Here is a 16,810-nt window from a genome sequence, read left to right as displayed (position 1 = left end):
CCTTTTCATGATATTCAGTGAAAGTCTTGGCGCAAACCAAAATACTTTCCACTTACTCTGAGGATGGTGCGGGTGATTCCGTAGGTTTTTCTCCTGAGAGTAGGGCAAAAGGAAGAAACGGTGTGCCAAAAATAATACCGCCGCTATACGCCCCCCACTCAAGAGGAGTTGATATAAAGTCTTTTCTTCGTTGGTCATCACTAAAAGACACATAACCGACAGGAACGGTAAATAAGAGTAGAGGAGCAGTCGTTGCTCCTCCAATAATATTCCCCATCAGCGTTGGTATTTCAGACACGACGGAAGATTCGACTAAATAGTTGTTGTAATCTTTAATGCTCTGACAGTTCAAACAAAACAAAGATATGAAACACACAAATAAAATTTTGCAATACCTAAGGTAACTTATATAACCTATCTGCGATTTCAACGTATAATTCCTTTAACCATTCAGCACCGATAATCGGATCTTGGTAATGCCCTACAACTTTTACATGATCTTTGCTATCGATAAGCTTTACATAATTCCAAACGCCTTTTTGTGGAGTACCATCGTAATTCACTATTTTAGAAGTACTTGGTCCCTTCATTGAGGTAGTATTCACAATACCATCATTTTTCCACCATTCTTTATGTTCGACAACATGGTCGCCCTTGTAATGGCCCATGTAATATGCAAAAGCCCACATGATAGGCGTCATTCCTGGCTCTGCCCATTCATAACCAAATGTCGATAACAGGACGTAGGTTTCTTCTGTTGCGTAACTGAAATAGTACACATCGGCAAAATCACGAACACGACCATTGAGCTCTTTTGCTCCTTTAGGTAAAAGGTCATGCATCGATATGTCTTTTGTACTACCAACAGTATCATCCACACGTTGGAGGAAATCGGAAAGAGTTTCATCTTTTTTAGGCTTTAAACCCCATTGGTCCAACTTGAAATCATAGATATACCAATCGGTCCCGGCAAGAGCAAGAAACATACTAATAATCTCTTCCGCGAGCCCACCAGAAAAACTGTCGATCATCGTTGCGAGGGTAGTTCCGTTGTGTGGTGTTGAAATGGTAGTGACAGACTTAACCCACTTTTCGTTTGTACCAATCCCAAAGTAATCTTTTGCCAAAAGCTCCACCAGCAAACGCGAAGTTTGTCCCCCCATACTATGTCCAACTAAATGCACAGGGTTTTCTTCACTCCATTCGCTATATAAAGCTTTAAAATTTCGGCCTTTTCTGTCGTGGTTATACGCCTTACAATGGTCCGCCCCATAATCTACCGTACCACCCTTGATTTGATAAAAAAGTTCACAAGCCCGGTCGTGATTGGACGAAATAGGACCCACTGTTGCCGTTTCCACTCTATAGTTTTTTTTATTGAGATACTTTTCGATATCTAAAGCAGTTCCTCCCCAATATTTATAACCCAAAAGTTCATCCGGTCCCCAACCAGTAAAACCATGAACGAGGACAATGGGATAATTATTGGTACGCTTTACTTTGCTGAGATCTTCTGCAAATATAGAAACTGCAAATATACCAATAAATACCACTAGATATATTTGTCTCATCAGTTAAACTCCCCTTAATTAATTTTTTGCATATCTGAGATATGGCGAAAATTTTAAATCATAACATTATATTACTGAATTTTTCACAAAAGGTAAAGACTGTTCGGTGAAGTTTTGCAATACAAACGACTTATACGAGTAGAAAAAGTAGATCAATTGCGATTATAGTCCCAAAAAATCAGTGGGTAATTTGAATAGTGACAGACTATTAGAAAAAGTATTAAATAGTGCCAGACTCATTTTCAAATATAGTGTTTGAGAGTGATTAGTGCCAGACTCATTTTCAAATATAGTGTTTAAATATAGCGACATACTCATATAATTTAATTTTTAAATATAGTGACATACTCATATAATTTAACAAAGACCAAAAGAGAATATCAACGAATCGTCAATCAAATTGAAATTCTATTTACAAAATATATGCTTAGAATATTGTACGAGTATGAAAAAATTGAATTAATAGCTGAAGTGTGTATAAAAAATGTACATCATAGAAATTTAAACAGACCATCTCTATAGCTCGTAACAAATCATATTACAAAATTAAAAATAGTTTGACTCAAGTATTAGGTTTTCTCAAGCATGCAGTTTGAGAATCAATAGAATAGCTTTTTCTGTTTTTGTAGTAGTTGTGGGGTGCATATCTGGTAACGATGTTCTTGATGAACGATTCTGAACCAAATATTAAACCATAAGTAAAATGAGGTTGTTTAGATAGTAATCCTTTTTGCATCATCTTTTCCTCCATCATCGCAATATATTTTTTCCTTCTTTGTTTCATTGTGTTACCCAGACGCAAATAAATTTCATGAAAATCAATAGAGATAGTACCTTCACCTTTTACATGCTGACTATAACTACTCCATTTCCATTCTTTTGGATGACGGGTTACGCCATTTCTTGTCATATTTAATTCAATATAAAAAATGATATTCAGTAGTTGAGCCTCTGACTCAACAATAGTTGAATAAAACCTCTCCCCCCAGAAATGCCCGGTTCTTTTATGTCTATAATTGTAGTTTCTAGCGTATAGGCCGTTGATGTACTGCATCAACTTAGACAAATTGTCTTCTATGGGAGTAGAGATGAGTAAATGGACATGATTGCTTGTCAAACAATAGGCGTGGAGTTTAAAAGCATATTTTTGACGTGCTCTATCAACAATATTAAGGTATTCCCTAAAATCTTCGTCTTCTTGGAAATAGAAGTTTTTGTTGTCACATCTTGTTGTTATATGGTATAGACCATTCATCATTGAAATCCTAGCTGGACGCATGTGTTCCTCCGTACAATAAAAATAAAGTTGTTAAATTTATTATACGCATGCTTTCGACAGAACTTTGGATCTTGAGTCTGTCACCTTTCGAAACCTTTAAATTTATTATACGCATGCTTTCGACAGAACTTTGGATCTTGAGTCTGTCACCTTTCTAAACACCTTTCTAAAACGTCTTGAGTATGCCACCTCTAAAACAAGTTACATCATAGATCTTGAGTCTGTCACCTTTCTAAAAACAAACAAACATCTTGAGTCTGTCACCTCTAAACACCTCTATAAACACCTCTAAAACAAGTGACATCATAGAAATTTAAACAGGCCATCTTTATAGCTCGTCGTAACAACACCTCTAAAACAAGTGATAAAAATCCTCTTATTTCGGGAACGGGATCAGGATAGGGATTGAGATTGGGACTGGGATTATTTTTGTTGGAATGCCTGAAACAAAATGCTATACTCAATCACAATTTATTTTGGTTGACGTACATTTTTTTTGAATATTGAGTTTAATTATGCCAGACAACAATGCATGGCCTGTTGCTAAAAGAACAGAAGAAATTACATATGCTGTTCGCGACATCATTTTGGTTGCGGATAAAGCAAAAGCAGCAGGAAAAGATATGATATACCTAAATATCGGTGATCCGAATATTTATGACTTTGATACACCACCCGAGCTAATAGATGCTGCTTGTGAAGCGATGCGCAATGACAAAAATGGTTACGCTCCTTCACCGGGAATTCCATCGGCACTTGACGCAATCCGTGCAGATGCACATCGTAAAGGTTTCAAAAATGTTCGCGATGTATTTACATCGTATGGCGCTAGCGAAGCAATCGAAACCTGTTTGGCCGCTTTAGCAGATCCGGGGGATAATATCATTATTCCTTCACCGGGATATCCACTGTATTCAGCTCTCAACAGTAAATTAAATTTACAATCAAAATTTTATCCATTAAATGAAGAAGACGGTTGGCAACCAGATGTAGAGTACATCGCTAAGTCTATCGATGAGCGCACTAAGGCCATTGTACTTATAAATCCAAATAATCCGACAGGAGCGATGTATGGCCGCGAAGTACTACTCGAAATTATCGAACTAGCGCGTAAGCACCGCTTGGTCATTTTTTCTGATGAGATTTACGATCGTCTCACTTTCGACGGCAACGAACACATTCCTACAGCCTCTTTGGCCGATGATGTACCGATTGTCACCTTTAATGGATTGTCAAAGTGCTATTTATCTCCTGGGTGGCGAATCGGATGGGCAGTGATTAGCGGTCCGCAACATATACAATCTTATATTGATGCCATGCAAAAAATGGTACGGGCGCGACTTTGCATCAATCATCCGTTGCAGTATGCGATTCCAGTTGCCCTAGAAGGCGAGCACAAACATTTGCCTCCAGCAATTGCCAAATTGCAAAAGCGACGTGACGTTGTGTGCGATCGCTTGAATAACATTACGGGAATTTCTTGTGTCAAACCAAAAGGTACCTTCTATGTTTTTCCCAAAATAGAGATAGATGTTGCCGATGACAAATTTATCAAAGATTTGGTTTTGGAAACAGGTGTTGTTCTCGTGCCAGGATCGGGTTTTGGAGACCTTGCTTCTGCCGGACATTTTCGCCTTGTCTTTTTGCCACAACCTGAAATACTCGAAAAAGCTTGTAGTAATATTGAAAACTTTATGCAAAAGTATTTAAAAACATAGCAAAATCCATTTTCAACGGGACCAAGTATGGAATACAAACTATTATATTCCCCAGAAAAATTATCGTCTATAAAATCAGAAAAGCAGTCTTCCTCGGAAGAAAAGTGGGAAATTGGCAATACCATAGACAACAAGTATGAAATTCAAGAAATACTTGCAGAAGATGAGAACAAAATCATTTACAAAGTGCGACACAGTCAATGGAATATTCATCTGGCGGTGCGTGCTCAACTCAAGAAAGAAGAGCAAGCGACGTTTTTTAGTCAGGCAGAACGCTGGGTCAATTTAGAAAAGCACCCGAACATCGTAAGTGCCTACTACACAAAAACAACAGAAGATGTGTCGCGCTTGTTTGTCGAATATGTAAGAGCAAAAACATTGATCAGTTTTCGCAGTGAAGCGACTCTCGACGTAGAAACGATTCTTGATGTTGCCATCCAATTAGGATGGGGAATGAATCACGCTCATAGCAAAGGACTACTTCACGGGGATTTACGACCTGGTAATATCTTTATTACCGACGATTACAAGGTCAAAATTTCTGATTTTCGTTTGCGCGAAGAATTGGGAACGTATACACCATACATGGCCCCTGAACAACTCGACGTAAATGCTCCTTTGCAACACACAGTAGATATGTACGCCTACGGGGTCATTCTCTACGAGTTGTGCCTAGGTGAATTACCTTTTAAACTACCAGGAAAAAGTCTTGAAGCAAGTAATATAGAAAAATACAAGACAGTTGCGATGACACAACCTCCTCGTAACCCTAGTCAAGTGTTAAATTCAATACCAAAAGAATTTTCACAAATTATCATGTCGTGCATTTCACCCAACCCAGAAGATCGACCACGGGACTTTGCACTCATCAATGAAACGTTAACACATCTCTACGAAGACTTCACCGGATTTGACTATCCACGTCAAGAACCTGAGCACAGTACACTTATGGCTATCGATCTCAACAATCGTGCACTAGCTCTTCTTGACTTAGGGGAGGAAGAAAAAGCCGAACAGTATTTGCAAGATGCCGTTGAGTCTGACCCCGCATGCGCCGGAGCTGTCATCAACTTCGAATTACTACGTCTGCGTAAAAGAAAAAACACCATCGCCCATCTGCTAAATCAAACAGCGGCTCTCTTGGAAGCAGATCCACAAGTTATCGCGTATTATCGTGCCAAGATTTGTTTAGAATACGGCGGTTTTTTGGAAGAAGCGCTAGAGGAATTAGAATTCATACTACATGATTATCCGCGCAACAAAGAACTTCTCAATCTCAAATCTAGTTTTTTAGAACGCTTAGGTAAATACGAAGAAGCGATTACGGTTTTACAAACTTTTGTCGATTCTGAAAATAGCACTGCAAAGGATCATTTCAACCTAGGAAAGTGCTATTTAAATCTGCGCAAGTTCAAAAGTGCGCAAGAATCGTTCGAAAAAGGATGCGAACTTTTTGATACAAACCGCGCCTTAAAGCTAGGCCTGGGTTTGGCCATGGCACACCGTGGTAAAGTAAAAGAAGCCCAAGAGCACTTTCAGAAAATGGTCAAAGAAAAAGATGATGACTTTTGGCCACTGCTACAACTCGCAGAAATCACCTCAGCAATTAGCAAATACATCAAAGTCTACGGAAAAGCGACTCAAGACTACGAAAGAGGCAAGAGCCTTTATGACAAACTGTGGGAAGTAGGTGCTGTACCACGTGTCAAGCACGGTTACGAACTCACACATGGTGCGCCACCAACAACAAAAGGCACACCCATTACCGATCGTTCCAATTGGCGCTACACACGTAGCTTACCAGGTCACGAAAAAGGCGTACATTGCATTGCGATTTCTCCTGATGATCGTTTTGCAGTTGCCGCCGGAGATACACCACAAATTTTCGTATGGGAAATTGCCACCGGTAAAAACAAGAAAATTTTTGAAACCGACAGCGAGCGCATTACAGATTTACGCATCAGTCATGATGGTCACTTCGCCATTTCTATTAACGATGGTAATATCATCGATGTTTGGGATCTGATTGCCAATCAGCGCGTTTGCCAATTGGAAGGCCATGTTTCTCATATTACGTGTTTAGAATTGACAAAAACAGGTTATATCGCTACTGGTAGTGTCGACAAAACCATACGCATTTGGGACCTAGGAGGACTCGTCTGTCACAAAGTTCTCAAAGGACATACGGATAAAGTCTTGTGTGTCGCCGTAACACCGAACGGTCAAAAAATATTCTCGGGTGGTGAAGACCACAATGTAGGGATATGGAACATCGAATCTGGAGAATGTTTAGGAATACTCGAAGGGCACAGCGACGGTGTCAACTTCCTTGTTGTTTCGGACAACGGTAAGTATGCTGTTTCTGCGAGTTGGGATCAGACTCTACGTGTTTGGGATGTGGAAACTTGCCAATGTATACAAGTACTAGAAGGGCATAGCGGTATTATAAACTCTGTGGTTATTTCCCCAGATAGTAAAAAAGTGATTTCCGCTGGCGAAGACAAGAATATATTGATATGGGACATCGAAAGTGGCGATTGCATTAACTCTCTAGAAGGCCACGCTGTTAGTGTCACGTGTTTGAAGATTGGAGCACAGACACAAACAATCGTCTCCGGTAGTTGGGACCACACCATCAAAATGTGGGATATGGACAGCGGAGAGTGCCTAAACTCTCTGGAGGGACATACAGACTTGGTCAGTGCCATTGCGATGACCAAAGACGAATCCTACATGCTTTCAGGTGGTGACGATCCGGTTTTGCGCGTGTGGAAAGACATCACAACAGAAGTATGTCCAAACTTCAAAGAACCACCACTGAGTTATATGATTGAGAGTCCAAAGCTTCAGAGTTTTGGTAATATTCTCGAACAGCGACTTATCGGTAAACTTTTCGGAAAAGCGCAACAACACATTAAAGAGGGTAATGTGGCACGTTCTTTTGAGCTGTTCCGTGAAATACAGGAAATGAAAGAGTTTGAAAAGAACAACCGTATTTTGGAAGTTATCGCCTCCACAGCCATTCAAAATAACTTTAAACGTAATAAAACGCGAAAAATATGGAGTCCGCGAACTCTTAGCCCACACAAAAATGCCATCAGCGTTTTTGCCAACACTGTAGACAACGATATACTCGCCGTAGCCAGTTACGACGGATCTATTTCTTTATGGAATGAAGAAGAAATGAAGAAGACCGACGTTTTAAAAGGACACAGCGACTATATCACGAGTATAGATATTAGCGCAAACAAACGTTTCTTGATTTCGGGAAGCCGCGACAACACCATTCGTTTATGGGAACTGCAAACTGGACAGTGTATCTATAGCCTAACAGGCCATAAACACTGGGTGGAAAAAGTCAAATTTTCCGGTGACGGACGAAAAATTATTTCTGGTAGTCGCGATGGATCTATCATCATCTGGGAAACAAAAAGTGGAGACGTAGTACACAATTTGACCAACCACACCGACATTGTCAACAACTTAGAGGTTTTACCACAAAAAGAGCAAATTATCAGCAGCAGCCATGACCGCAGTATTCGCATTTGGGACATCGAAACAGGCAAATGCCTGTATACCCTAGAACGTCACCGCGAACACGTAAGTTGTATTGCTGTTGTGCCCAATAGCCCCTACATGGTTTCGGGTGGCTGGGACCACGTTCTATACTTGTGGAATTTAGAAGACGGCTCTTTTGTACGCAAATTTTCAGGTCACACAAGTTGGATAAATACCATTAGTGTTTCCCACGATGGCAAAACAATAGTTTCCACAAGTTTAGACAAAACCATCCGTGTGTGGGAGTTAGAAACAGGTGAATGCCGTGGTGTCTTAGAGAATCACGAAGACGATGTAACTCAAATACTCATCACACCTGATGATCGCTTTGCTATCTCAGCTAGTTATGACAACAATATATTGGTCTGGGATATTATGAACTGCGAGTGCTGCGATGGTATTACCACCGCAGATGGGCGCATCACAAATTTGATTATGCTTGAGGAAGGTAGACGCGTTCTCAGCGGTACCATGGAAGGCAAGATCGGAATTTGGGAAATCGATTGGGAATGGGAAATACCCTACGAATACGAGCAAATCGCAGATAAAACAACTATCGACTAGTTATCGCTAATCGTGACCGTAACCGTAATCGTCACCGTGCCTCTGACTGTGACTGTGACCGAATATTTTTTTAAATCAATTACGACTACGGTTACGATTACGACTACGGTCACGGTCAGGGTCGCGGTCACGTATTTTTAATAGAGAAAATATCATGTCCCAAGAATTACTGTTAGAAATTAAAAACCTCGCAATACAATTTCCTCAACAAGAAGAAGCATTATTCAGCAACGTCAATATTCAAATATACAACAAAACAATCTTTGGTATTTTTGGGGAAACCGGTTGCGGTAAAACAACTTTAGCCAAAAGTCTTGTAGGTTTTCTACCCAAAGAGTACATCCAAGGCGAGATATGGTTTTATGCCGAAGAGACTATTTCTTTACACAACAGGAATGCAAAATTTTTCCAACAACACATACTTGGAAAAAAGATAGTCTATGTCCCGCAAGATCCCTACCAAACATTGAATCCTTTTGAAACGTTACGTACGCAACTCCAACGAGTTATAGACTTAAACGAACCACAGCCCATGAATCAATTGTTAGAGTGTGTAGAGTTTCCACTGGATAAAGTGGACATTGCCATTTCATCACTTTCTGCGGGCCAGAGACAAAGAGCAACAATTGCCCTAGCACTCGCTTGTTCACCCCATTTACTTATTTTTGATGAACCAACGGCATCTCTCGATCGCGAGACGCGTAAAAAACTACTGCAATTTTTGCAAAATTTACCTGCACAGAAAAATTTATCTATTGTTATTATTTCGCATGAAATTTTTGATTATGAATCGCTCATTCCACGCGAAAATCGCTATTATTTTCAACAATATGCTGACAATCAAGATGCCGTCAAACGCGACGTGACCACAGGGCAAAAGATACTTGAGGCGCATAACATTCAAAAAAACTTTGGTAAACACGAAATTTTAAAAGACATTGATTTTTACATCGAAAACGGAACATGGGTTCATTTACAGGGTAAAAACGGCAGTGGCAAAACAACATTTATGAATATACTCTCTGGATTACAAAAGATAAACTCTGGAAAAATCTACTGGGAAGAAAACGACATATCACAACAAGTCATTGCCTACCAAAAGTACATTCATCTTGTGTACCAAGACTCATTTCACTCATTTAATTACAATCATACTGTGAAAAAAATTCTTCAAGAAGTGATCAACTGCGACGTACGTTTTTGCGATGAATTACAAAATTTTTGTGATAAATGGTATCCTTTACTAGAAATTCCCACGCGTATCTATGAGTGCAACCCTAAGCAAATTTCGTATGGCCAACAAAAACGCGTTGCGCTTTTACGTACGCTGCTAAAATTTAAGCTATATGGACTGCGCGATCCACAACATAGTCATTTATTCTTACTCGATGAAATTTTCGCTGGAATACACATACCGCTGCGTTATAAAATAATGACCTTGTTTGTATCCTTATTCGCGGAACAAGAAAACTTCGCAGTGCTATGGATCGCACACGGCCAAGATTTGCTTCGCGATTTTTGCGATAGAGATTATCTACTAAGTCAGGGATCAATGAAAGAAGTACAACAATGAGAATTTGCGGTGGTAGTAAAAAAGGTATGAATTTAGTAAGCCCCAAAGGTATGAAGACCCGTCCAATGATTGAGAGAATAAAACTCGCAATGTTTAATATCATTGGTTACGAAATTGAAGATGCGCGTATTTTAGACTGTTTTTCCGGCAGTGGAGCCCTGGGATTAGAAGCTTTATCTCGTGGAGCACAACAATGCTACTTTGTAGAAAATGGTCGCCATGCGCTTCCGGCCTTAAAAGCAAATATTGAAAAGTCACAATTACAAACGTGCAAGTTGATCAGCAAAAGCGCTTTTTTTGTCGCCAAAGCCTTAGGAGAACAAAAATTCGATATCATTTTTATGGACCCACCATATAAATATATTGACCATCCTTGTGAGCGAAAAAAAACACTAGATTTTATTGCCGATTTATTACAGAGTGTTGGAGAGCAGAACAGTTTACTAATCTTACATTGTCGACGCCACGCTATGTCAGGATGTCCTATTCCACAATCCTTAGAAGTGGAGAGTAAGCGCGAATATGGCTCGGCAGAGTTGTGGTTTTTAAGGAAAAAGTAATGGATTTTAGTCAAAGTATGCCACATCGCATTCAAGTGGCCATGGGAAAATCTCCCGCAGATATTATTTTCAAAAATGCAAAAGTTGTATCGACATTTACCGAAGAAATATGGGAAACATCGGTAGCGGTCGCCGACGGTAGAATAGTCGCGGTGGATGACAGTCTAGAAGCCAAACAAGAAATTGACCTACAGGGAAAGTACTTATCTCCTTCATTTATCGATGCACACATCCACGTTGAATCATCAATGCTAAGTCCAGAAGGTTTTGCCGAAACAGTTGTTCCTCATGGAACAGGTGCGGTCGTTAGTGATCCCCATGAGATTGTCAACGTTCTCGGAATTGAGGGCTATAAGTACATGTATCGCGCTGCGCAAGATGCGCCTATGGACATTCATTTTAGCATACCATCATGTGTTCCAGCAACACACATGGAAACCTCTGGTGCAGAGATCACCGCAAAGGACTTCGAGGAAATATTCCGTTACAACAACGCGACACCTGCGCTTAGCGAATTAATGAATTACCCCGGCGTTTATTTATGCAATGAAGATGTTCTGCAAAAGGTAGCCACAGCACACAAACTCGGACTGAATATTGATGGACATTCTCCCATGCTAAAAGGACGGGAACTGAACGCATATTTAAACGCTGGCATTTTTACCGATCACGAATGTACATCTGCACAAGAAGCCACAGAAAAGTTACGCAAAGGCATGCATGTCTTAATGCGTGAAGGTTCCGCAGCACGCAACTTAAAAGCCTTAATTCCGGTATTGACGGACCAAACAGCGCACCGTATTTGCATCGCTTCTGATGACCGCCATCCTGATCAACTCCTAGAGCACGGGCACTTGAACTTAATATTAAAAATGCTCATAGACGCAGGGGTAGATCCTATTCGTGCAATCCGCATTATGACACTAAATCCAGCAACGGTATATAACCTAAAGTGGGTTGGTGGCATTGGTATCGGTTACTACGCCAACTTCGTGATTTTGGATGACCTACAACAAGTCAAAATAGACAGTGTTTACTATCGTGGTAAGAAAGTTGCCGAAAACGGCAAAATCATCAAAAAGGTTACCCGCACAGAGGCCTCTTCTACTTATGACTCTGTTCATGTACCCAATGACCTATCAGAAAAATTGAACAACTACCCTACATCAGGCAAGGTCAACGCCATAAAAATATTACCAGGAGAATTGATCACCGAAAAAGAAATTGTAGACCTGGATAATCAGGAGCAAACAGACCTTTGTTATCTTGCTGTTGTCGAAAGACATGGTAAAAATGCTCAGGTAGGTTTAGGCTATGTTGTGGGAATGGGACTGCAAAGTGGAGCTCTTGCCTCTACCGTCGCTCACGATAATCACAATCTAATTTTGGTAGGAAAAAATATCAACGATATGATAAGTGTTGCCCAAACAATTCAAAAAATCGGCGGTGGGTTTGCTGTTGTTGATAAGGGAGAAACACTATGTGAATTACCTTTGCGCATAGCAGGTCTAATGTCGGATGCTCCTGTAGACGATGTCGTAAAAAATTTACATGATATAGAGGAAAAGGCTCAACAGATTGGAACACAATTGAAGTCACCGTTTATGGTACTATCGTTTTTAGCTCTCGCTGTAATTCCTCATCTAAAACTGACTGATTTTGGTTTAGTTGATGTAGATAAATTCGCGGTGATAGATTTGCTGGAGTCATAAAATTGGTTAACCATCTGCTGCGGCAGATGGTTAAAATTGCGAGTACTGCTGGAGAATACCTTGTATATCGCGCTGCATTTGTGAAAATGTTTGATAGCGATTTTGCGGATCTCTGGCCATAGCGCGTGCAACAAAATTGCTAATAGACTTAGGAACATCGGCCACTTCATGAAGTGCGAGACAATCCTCATTTATTTTCGCACGCATGATATTGTGCAACCCCTTGTATTGGGCATAAGGTGCTTTTCCCGAAACCATGCGATACAGAGTGGCTCCTATAGAATAGATATCTGTTTTGTGATCGACACTACGCGTATCAATAATTTGTTCGGGGGAGATGTAGTATGGTGTTCCCATCACCTCACCTGTTTTCGTATTCCCGCTTTGGTTCAATATCTTACCAATTCCAAAATCAGTAAGCTTTACATTGCCTTCGTCACTCGTAATCATGATATTCGCGGGTTTAATATCACGGTGAATGATGCGCCGTGTTAAAGAATAACGCAAAGCCTCCACCACACAAGATATGATTTTTAATGAATCAACCACTTCAATAAAAGTAAGTTCATTCAAAATTTCCTTCACGTTTTTTCCCGGTGCGAATTCCATCGCAATGTAGTATTGATTAATCGCATGGGCAAAACTAAACTCATACATGTTGATAATATTTGGATGATCTAAACACGACAATACTTCGGCTTCCTGCATAAATCGACTCGTAACGCTATCAGCAAGGTCATTGGCAAGTATTTTGATCGCTACTTTGCGATTTTGTTTTGTATCGTTTGCCAGATAAATTTCTCCCATGCTACCTTTGGCGATTAATTTAATGATTTGGTAGTGGTTTAGGTCATTTGGCATGTCAAGGTTGTCTTCCAATTGGAGACGTGTCGGCGACTTAACGACCTTCTCCAAATTGGGGAATATAAAGGTTTTTTCTTTCTTCTCCTCGGGAGAGTCCGACATAACCTTATCTATGATTTGTATTGTCTGTGCATGTGGAGAGAGTAAATCCATATTTTTCTGGTCTATGGTGAATTCCTCGGCCAAAATTTGCTGTTCTCTTTCCTGACGTTTCACTTCCATAGGTGTGTTGACTTTTGTATTTGGCCCTAACGTATTTATATACTGCTGAAACAGATTTTTCAAAAATGCTGTGTCTTGTTTGGTAAATACAGAGTTGCCTTCTAAAAGTTTGCAAATTCCCTCAACAGTGTCAAGAGTAAACATTTGCGCAACGCTTATATCTAGTTGCCAAGAACGTTGATTGATGATGAGAGATAATTGATTTTTTTGTAGATTTCTCGATTGATCTTCTGTTATCATTTTTTTCTGTTCTGCTATTTTTAGCAAACATCTCATCACAAACAACACTCGGATCACATGTTTTTGATAGGATGATAATTTGGAATGTCCAAGAATAAATGAATTGCAATCAACTTGGCCAGTGTAGTACTCTTGAATGTCTATATCTGTAAGATAGTTTAGTTTTTTGGCGTAGTGAAAGATAATTTTCTCTTTTAAGGTTATTTTAGGCATTCTTGTTTACCTGATTCCCATATTAAGAATTATATGATATAATGTTGTTTTCTAAACCCTATCTAAAATTCTATCGTCTTTGGTATTAAAATAACGCGGAATGGCCGAAAGAGGTAAATACTTAGAAATTTTGTTCATCAACAAGTTGTTGCAAAGGCGTGTAGTTATTTCGTGGATAAAAACCACAAAACTGATGCACAAAACAAGTAAAGGTGTTTTTTCTCAATGAGCCTAACGTTAGTAGATTTATGTTTTTAACTCCCCTGAATCACAAAGTCTTTCGACTTGTGAGAATTACCACTAAAACGGTAGAATGGACTACTAATAATGTATTAAATATATGTTTTATAAGCAAGTACAAAAAAGTTTTTTAAGGCAAACTACAAATGAATGGTAATCTGCTCGCAGGGAAGTATCTAACGCAGGAACTCATTGGAAAAGGCGGTATTGGCGAGATTTACAAGGCAATTGACCAAAAAAAGAAGCGAACAGTAGCCATTAAGCGGTTGATGTCGATCGATAAAGTACGCAAGCGCAGATTTAAAAGAGAATATCGCCTACTACGCAAAATAGACCATCCTTTTTTTGTACGTGCTTTTGATTTTTTTGAACACGAAGAACATGCCTACTTGGTTATGGAACTTGTAGATGGAAAAACGTTACGCGAAGTTATTCGTGAACACAAAAACAGTTTTTCCCTACCAGAGCAATTAGCCATTGCCAACAAAATAGCACGCGCCGTAGAAATTCTAAACTTAGCTGGTATCATACATCGCGATATTAAACCAGACAATATTATCATAGACGATGAAACAGGGGACATCAAGCTACTTGATTTAGGTTTAGCGAAAGATACAACATACGGAACAGTGCAGATTACCAAAGGTGATGATTTTCTGGGTACACCTCTCTACGCAAGTCCGGAACAAGTGAAAGGAGAACACAGTTACCAAAGTGATATATTTTCACTGTGTACAGTATTGTACCAATTTTTTTTATGGGAAGACCGCTCTCCTTTCTACGACGAAAATGAATTCGCTATTTTATACAAAATTACAGACTTTTCTCCTCCGAGTTTAATGGAGAAAATATTATTAAGCGATAAACAACTCAACCCAAAAGAGCGCGAATGCCTACAAGAACTATCCCATTTGTTAAAAGAAGGTATGGATAAAAATCCACAAAATCGCCCAGAAACGGCCAACCAAGTCGCTGACCGTCTGGCACAAATCCAACAAAATTTGTTACATACAAAAAAATACATCGACGGTGGACGCGCAAAGAGAATTCAATTATCAAACCCAGTTGATACTAACCTATCAAAAAAGCTTGCCACAATCCGTATTAACTACCAAGAAGTTCACGGAAACAAAATTACCGGACCACAAAACAAAGTGGTGGCAATTTACCACCAAGCCATTGAATTTTGTAAAGAGCAGTGGCTTTTATCCCTCATCGTTGTCAATGCATTACTACTACTATTGCTAGTTATTGCCGCGTACTGGACTTTTGGTGGCGAAAGTATCAAACCACAAGAGAATAAAATATGGAACAAAGCCAAAGAATACCAGAGCAACGCAGATTTGCTTTTTGCCAAAGGGATCGCAGCGGAAAAAAATAAGAACCGTGAATTACTACTACAAAGCAAAACTCTATATCAATTAGCAAAAACCAAAGCCCAAGAATACTTTAACAACGAAGTTAAGATGCTACAAAAACGCGAAAATATTTCCAAAAAACAGGCCATCAGCAGCCTAAACTCAGCGAATTTTGAAAAATTTATGGAAAATTGCCGCCAAAGAATTGCAACGATCAACAACATGTTGTCCATACAACAGCAAACCCCCTTTGACGAAGAGGTATGGAACTCTTGTTGGGAAAATGGTTACTTTGACTTCACCAGTTTAATATGGGTAAATTTATCTGCCAATCAACAAATGAACTACGCAAAAAAATACCAAAAGTGGTATGCCGATAAAATAGGTGAACCTCTAGAGAAAAAAGTTCAAATATCAGGTGTTGCTATTCCGATGATGCTTATCCCTCCTGGTAAATTTTGGATGGGGTCTCCGATTACAGAAGTGGATAGAGACGAAGATGAAAAACAACATACTGTCACCATTGATAAACACTACTGGATAGGCAAGTACGAAATTACACAAGAGCAGTGGTTTAAAGTTACGGGAAAAAAGCCATGGCAAGGCCAAGATTACATGCATGATAACACCGCACACCCAGCAACCTATGTATCGTGGAATGCCATTCATCAGCAATTTTTGCCAAAACTCCGCAAATTTACTTTGCCCACAGAAGTTCAATGGGAATATGCATGTCGCGGTGGCACAGATAGTCGATTTCCGTGGGGAGATGATATAAATTATATTGGTAAGTACGCCAATATTATGGATAAAACCACCAACATGAAACACCCTCAACATCCAGGAATAGAGGTCATTGACGGCTTTGCCGAACTTGCACCGGTGGGTAATTTGCAAAGCAACGCATTTGGAGTGCACGATATGGTCGGTAACGCCAGCGAGTGGTGCCAGGATGACTACCAAAACTTTGCAAATAAAGAGGCAAAGTCTTTTGCTGGTTATAAAGTTTCACGTGGTGCGGCATGGAATCACTTTTGGATAGGCAGTATGCGTTCTGCATATCGCAGCAAATTTGAACCACATTTTAAAAACAGTACCACTGGATTTCGCATTTGTTATATACCCAAATAATACATAA

10 protein-coding genes are annotated in these 16,810 nt (G+C 39.7%); 6 read left to right on the top strand and 4 right to left on the bottom strand.

The window, feature by feature from the left end:
- Nucleotides 1-52: 52 nt before the first annotated feature.
- The 3 genes from UABAM_RS01605 to UABAM_RS01595 form a co-directional block, all read right to left on the bottom strand.
- Nucleotides 53-298: a hypothetical protein gene (locus UABAM_RS01605; RefSeq protein WP_151966241.1), complete on the bottom strand. Its 246-nt coding sequence runs from the start codon at nt 296-298 to the stop codon at nt 53-55.
- Nucleotides 299-395: 97 nt separating this feature from the next.
- Entirely contained in the window at nt 396-1,571 is a 1,176-nt protein-coding gene (locus tag UABAM_RS01600) for an esterase/lipase family protein (RefSeq protein WP_151966240.1), read from the bottom strand.
- 562 nt (nt 1,572-2,133) lie between these two features.
- A complete protein-coding gene (locus tag UABAM_RS01595) occupies nt 2,134-2,850 on the bottom strand; it encodes a transposase (protein WP_151966239.1) in 717 nt (238 codons plus the stop codon).
- Between the two features lie 515 nt (nt 2,851-3,365).
- On the opposite strand from UABAM_RS01595, the gene UABAM_RS01590 reads away from it, so the two are divergent.
- From UABAM_RS01590 to ade, 5 genes are all read left to right on the top strand, one after another.
- Entirely contained in the window at nt 3,366-4,568 is a 1,203-nt protein-coding gene (locus tag UABAM_RS01590) for a pyridoxal phosphate-dependent aminotransferase (RefSeq protein WP_151966238.1), read from the top strand.
- Nucleotides 4,569-4,595: 27 nt separating this feature from the next.
- A complete protein-coding gene (locus tag UABAM_RS01585; protein WP_151966237.1) occupies nt 4,596-8,690 on the top strand; it encodes a protein kinase domain-containing protein in 4,095 nt (1,364 codons plus the stop codon).
- Between the two features lie 154 nt (nt 8,691-8,844).
- Entirely contained in the window at nt 8,845-10,263 is a 1,419-nt protein-coding gene (locus tag UABAM_RS01580) for an ATP-binding cassette domain-containing protein (protein ID WP_151966236.1), read from the top strand.
- Nucleotides 10,260-10,823, top strand: a complete 564-nt coding sequence (gene rsmD, locus UABAM_RS01575) for a 16S rRNA (guanine(966)-N(2))-methyltransferase RsmD (RefSeq protein ID WP_151966235.1) — start codon at nt 10,260-10,262, stop codon at nt 10,821-10,823. Before UABAM_RS01580 ends, rsmD begins: the two co-directional genes overlap by 4 nt.
- A complete protein-coding gene (gene ade, locus UABAM_RS01570; RefSeq protein ID WP_151966234.1) occupies nt 10,823-12,535 on the top strand; it encodes an adenine deaminase in 1,713 nt (570 codons plus the stop codon). Before rsmD ends, ade begins: the two co-directional genes overlap by 1 nt.
- 30 nt (nt 12,536-12,565) lie before the next feature.
- Here the strand turns inward: ade and UABAM_RS01565 are convergent, their stop codons facing one another.
- Nucleotides 12,566-14,074, bottom strand: coding sequence for a serine/threonine protein kinase (locus UABAM_RS01565; protein ID WP_151966233.1), 1,509 nt, complete (start codon nt 14,072-14,074; stop codon nt 12,566-12,568).
- A gap of 386 nt (nt 14,075-14,460) precedes the next feature.
- On the opposite strand from UABAM_RS01565, the gene UABAM_RS01560 reads away from it, so the two are divergent.
- Nucleotides 14,461-16,803 carry a bifunctional serine/threonine-protein kinase/formylglycine-generating enzyme family protein gene (locus UABAM_RS01560; protein WP_151966232.1) on the top strand — a complete coding sequence of 781 codons (2,343 nt, stop codon included), beginning with the start codon at nt 14,461-14,463 and terminating at the stop codon, nt 16,801-16,803.
- The last annotated feature ends 7 nt before the right edge of the window (nt 16,804-16,810 follow it).

It is taken from the genome of Candidatus Uabimicrobium amorphum (assembly GCF_009002475.1).
In the GTDB taxonomy this organism is placed as follows: domain Bacteria; phylum Planctomycetota; class Uabimicrobiia; order Uabimicrobiales; family Uabimicrobiaceae; genus Uabimicrobium; species Uabimicrobium amorphum.
Note: the sequence above shows the minus strand (reverse complement) of the source record. Positions and strands in the feature narration are given on the sequence as shown.

Bases quoted from the DNA above. Each gene is read 5' to 3' on its own strand.
- UABAM_RS01600 (WP_151966240.1), bottom strand. From the start codon at position 1,571: ATGAGACAAATATATCTAGTGGTATTTATTGGTATATTTGCAGTTTCT.
- UABAM_RS01595 (WP_151966239.1), bottom strand. From the start codon at position 2,850: ATGCGTCCAGCTAGGATTTCAATGATGAATGGTCTATACCATATAACA.
- UABAM_RS01590 (WP_151966238.1), top strand. From the start codon at position 3,366: ATGCCAGACAACAATGCATGGCCTGTTGCTAAAAGAACAGAAGAAATT.
- UABAM_RS01585 (WP_151966237.1), top strand. From the start codon at position 4,596: ATGGAATACAAACTATTATATTCCCCAGAAAAATTATCGTCTATAAAA.
- UABAM_RS01580 (WP_151966236.1), top strand. From the start codon at position 8,845: ATGTCCCAAGAATTACTGTTAGAAATTAAAAACCTCGCAATACAATTT.
- rsmD (WP_151966235.1), top strand. From the start codon at position 10,260: ATGAGAATTTGCGGTGGTAGTAAAAAAGGTATGAATTTAGTAAGCCCC.
- ade (WP_151966234.1), top strand. From the start codon at position 10,823: ATGGATTTTAGTCAAAGTATGCCACATCGCATTCAAGTGGCCATGGGA.
- UABAM_RS01565 (WP_151966233.1), bottom strand. From the start codon at position 14,074: ATGCCTAAAATAACCTTAAAAGAGAAAATTATCTTTCACTACGCCAAA.
- UABAM_RS01560 (WP_151966232.1), top strand. From the start codon at position 14,461: ATGAATGGTAATCTGCTCGCAGGGAAGTATCTAACGCAGGAACTCATT.